Source organism: uncultured Frigoribacterium sp. (assembly GCF_963515265.1).
In the GTDB taxonomy this organism is placed as follows: domain Bacteria; phylum Actinomycetota; class Actinomycetes; order Actinomycetales; family Microbacteriaceae; genus Frigoribacterium.
This window is the reverse complement of the sequence record NZ_CAUPYL010000233.1, coordinates 1-3,517: the sequence shown is the minus strand read 5'-3', so window position 1 is coordinate 3,517 and position 3,517 is coordinate 1. Positions and strand designations below refer to the sequence as shown.

General features: G+C 74.2%; 3 protein-coding genes and 1 pseudogene. 1 reads left to right on the top strand and 3 read right to left on the bottom strand.

Annotated elements, in window-relative coordinates:
* The 3 genes and pseudogenes from RWM17_RS13140 to RWM17_RS13130 all read right to left on the bottom strand — a co-directional run.
* A pseudogene (locus RWM17_RS13140) lies at positions 1 to 347 on the bottom strand (ABC transporter permease); the annotation flags it as partial.
* On the bottom strand, positions 344 to 1,402 hold the full coding sequence (locus tag RWM17_RS13135; RefSeq protein WP_314104362.1) for an ABC transporter permease: 1,059 nt from the start codon (positions 1,400 to 1,402) through the stop codon (positions 344 to 346). The pseudogene RWM17_RS13140 and the gene RWM17_RS13135, both read right to left, overlap by 4 nt.
* On the bottom strand, positions 1,380 to 3,017 hold the full coding sequence (locus RWM17_RS13130; protein ID WP_314104360.1) for an ABC transporter substrate-binding protein: 1,638 nt from the start codon (positions 3,015 to 3,017) through the stop codon (positions 1,380 to 1,382). The genes RWM17_RS13135 and RWM17_RS13130 overlap by 23 nt, the downstream gene beginning before the upstream one ends.
* Before the next feature lie 89 nt (positions 3,018 to 3,106).
* On the opposite strand from RWM17_RS13130, the gene RWM17_RS13125 reads away from it, so the two are divergent.
* On the top strand, positions 3,107 to 3,517 hold a 411-nt coding region (locus tag RWM17_RS13125; protein ID WP_314104357.1), incomplete at its 3' end, for a helix-turn-helix domain-containing protein.

The following is a 3,517-nucleotide window of genomic DNA, read 5'->3' as shown; positions in this document are numbered from 1 at the left end:
CCCCCGAAGCCCGCGGCCACGCCCAGGAGGACGCCGAGGCCCGTGCCGATCACCGTCGCCGCGGCCCCGATCGCCAGGCTCGCGCCCGCTCCGTGGACGATGCGGGTCCAGATGCCGCGGCCGGACTCGTCCGTGCCGAGGGGGTGCGCGAGCGAGGGGGCCGTGAACGCGTCCGTCGGCGAGACGGCCAGGGGATCGGCGGGGGCGAGCAGCCCCGGGGCCACCGCCGCCACGACGACGAGCGCGAGGGCGACGGCGGCGACGACCTCGGGGACGCGGAGGCGCGTGCGAGGCGACCGAGTGCGGAGCGGTTCACGCGCCGGCCGCGTGCTCGACACTGCGCTCACGACGCCCGCACCCGAGGGTCGACGAGCCGCTCGGCCAGGTCGCCGAGGGCCACGACGACCACGTACGAGAGCGCGGAGACGAGGGCCACGCCGGTGACGAGCGGGATGTCCCGCAGGGTCACCGCCCCGAGCAGGGTGCGGCCGAGGCCGGGCCGGGCGAAGACGGACTCGACGACCACCGCCCCGCTCAGCAGCGAGCCGAAGGCCCAGCCGGAGAGGGCCAGGCCGGGCAGGGCGGCGTGCCGCAGCAGGTGCCGCCCGAAGAGCCCGGAGGTCGACTCGCCCCGGGCCCGGGCGGAGAGGGCGAACGGCGACGACGCCGCGTCGAGCAGGGAGTCGCGCGTCACCTGGCCGAGGAACCCGGCGACCGGCACGGCCAGCGTCACCACCGGCAGCACGAGGCCGATCGGGGTGCCCGTGCTCACCGGGGGCAGCAGGCCGAGCTGGGTGCTGAGCACCAGCACGAGCACGCTGCCCAGCCAGAAGTGCGGCACCGCGGCCGCCACCACCTCGAGGCCGGACGAGACGGCGGCGGCGACCCGGCCGCCCAGGGTGGCCCACCAGGCGGTCCCCAGCGCGATCAGCCAGGCGACGGCCAGCGCGCACGCCGCCAGCACGACCGTGCCGGGCAGCTGGTCGAGCAGCAGCGCGCCGACGTCCGTGCGGAGCGAGTACGAGGTTCCGAGGTCGCCGGTCGCGAGACGGCCGAGCTGGGCCAGGTACTGCAGGAGGAGGGGGTCGTCCAGCCCGTACTGCTCACGCACCAGTGCCAGCGCCTCGGCCGACGCCTGCGACCCCGGACCCCCGAGGATCGCCTCGGCGGGGTCGCCGGGCACCAGCCGGATCGCGAAGAAGACCATGGTCGCGACCGCCCAGAGAACGACCACGCCGCCGACGACGCGACCGGCCAGCCACCGGGCCGCCGCTGCCGCGCGCCCGCGCCTCCTGCGCTCGGGCCTCTCGGGCGACGCGTCGTCCGTGGTGGGGGGAGCGGTCGAGGAGGCGCGGCTCGCCGCGTCGTCGCGCCCCGGCTCAGTCGGTACGGGAAGCGTCATACAGGGTGACGGCCGAGACCGGCGGCAGGGCGCGGACGCCGGTCACCGACGAGCGCACGAGGTAGTGGTTCTGCTGGTCGTAGAGCGGCAGCACCGTGTAGCTCTCGAGGACGATCTGCTGGGCCTGCCGGTAGAGGTCGGCCCGCTCGTCGGGGTCGCTCGTCTGCGCGGCGTCGGTCAGCAGCTGGTCGAGGGCAGGATCGCTCAGCTGCGCCAGGTTGGCGAAGTAGCCGCTCGGCGCGGGCGTGATGCCGGCCGTGTCGTAGAGGATCCGCAGCACGTCGGGTCCGACCTTCGTGTACGGAGCGCTGACCAGGTCGTAGTCGTTCTCCGCGAGGGCGCCGTACCAGCTCGACAGGTCGAGGGGAGACAGCACGACCTCGATGCCCAGCTGCTTCGCGCCGGCCTGGATCTGCTCGAAGAGCGACTGCTCGGCGGGGATCGACTGGTTCGTGCTCACGGGGAACTCGAGGGAGAGGCGCTCGCCGCCCTTGGTGCGGTAGCCGTCGGCGTCGCGCTCCGTCCAGCCGGCCTCGTCGAGCAGGTCGCCGGCGGCGTCGGGGTCGACGTCGAACAGCGACTCGTCCGAGTACGCGAGCGGCTCGACGCTCGAGAGGGGCGAGTACGAGCGCTCCGCCGTGCCGAAGAAGAGCGAGTCGATGCCGTCGTTCACGTCGACCCCGGTGATGAAGGCCTGTCGCACGCGCTCGTCGTCGAAGGGCGCCTTGCCCGAGTTCAGCTCGATCCGGTTCGCGGCGCCGGGCCGGGGCGCGTCGATCTCGTCGAGCGAGTCGTCCTTCTCGGCCGCGACGAGGGTGTCCGGCTGGACGTTGTCGATCACGTCGACCTGGCCGGCCTGGAGGGCCGCGTAGCGGGCGGCGGAGTCCGGGATGAAGCGCCAGACGACCTCGTCGAGGTGGGCGGGGCCGTCGTGGGAGGCGTCGGCGGGCGGCGACGAGTAGTCGTCGTTGCGGCTCAGCACCACGCGGTCCTGCTTGGTCCAGGACTCGACCACGAACGGGCCCGTGCCGACGGGCGACTCGCAGTTCGCCTCCTGGGAGCGCCCGAGCGCCTCCGGAGACTCCATGGCGAGCCACGGCTGCGTCAGCGACTCGAGCAGCGCGCTGTCGGGCTCGCTCAGGTCGAAGCGGGCGGTCCGGGCGTCGACGGCCTCGACGCCGGTGACCTTCTGAAGGGCGAGGTAGCCGGTCGACGAGAGCGTCTCCGGGTCCTGCAGGTGCGCGACGTTCGCGGCGACGGCTGCGGCGTCGAAGGGCGTGCCGTCGGTGAACGAGACGCCGTCGCGCAGGGTGAAGGTCCAGCTGAGGCCGTCGTCCGATTCCTGCCACGAGTCGGCGAGCCACGGCACGATCTCGCCCTCCGAGTCCTTCGACACGAGCGACTCGAGGTACTGCGTCGAGACGAGCGCCTGCGGGTAGTTGCCGCCGACGTGCGGGTCGAGGCAGGTGGGCTCGGCGTCGCCCGTGGCATAGGTCAGGGTGCCGCCGGCCCGCGGGGCCCCGTCGTCGGACGAGTCGCCGCCGGAGGCGCAGCCCGCGAGCAGCAGGGCGCCGGCCGAGGCGAGGGCGAGCAGGGGGAGTGAGCGCGTGCGCATGGGGCTCCGGAGGTGTGCGACGGGGTGGGGTGGCTTGTTGAACTGGGTGCAACAATGCCGTGGACGAGTCTAGCGGCATGATTGACCCCATGTCAGACGAGACGACGTCCCGCAGCGCCCGGCCCTCGGGGCGGCCGCGTCGGTCGTCGGCCGACGTCCTGGCCGACGCCGCGGCCGAGCTGTTCCTCGAGCAGGGCTGGTCCCGCACGACGGTGGACCAGATCGCGCAGCGGGCGGGGGTGAGCCGCGGCACGTTCTTCAACTACTTCGAGTCGAAGGCCGACACGTTCTGGCTCGACCTGGACGCGACCGCGGCGGGCCTCGGGGACGTCCTCCGCGCCTCCTCGGGCGCGTCGCCGGTGCGGAGGGTCGAGGCGGCGCTGGTGCAGCTGGCGGCCGCGCACCCTGCCGACCGTGTGCCGTGGGCGCTCACCCAGTCGGACGCGATGGGCCTCGGCGACGACCTCGTGTCGTCGGCGGCCGTGCGCCTCGTCCGGGTC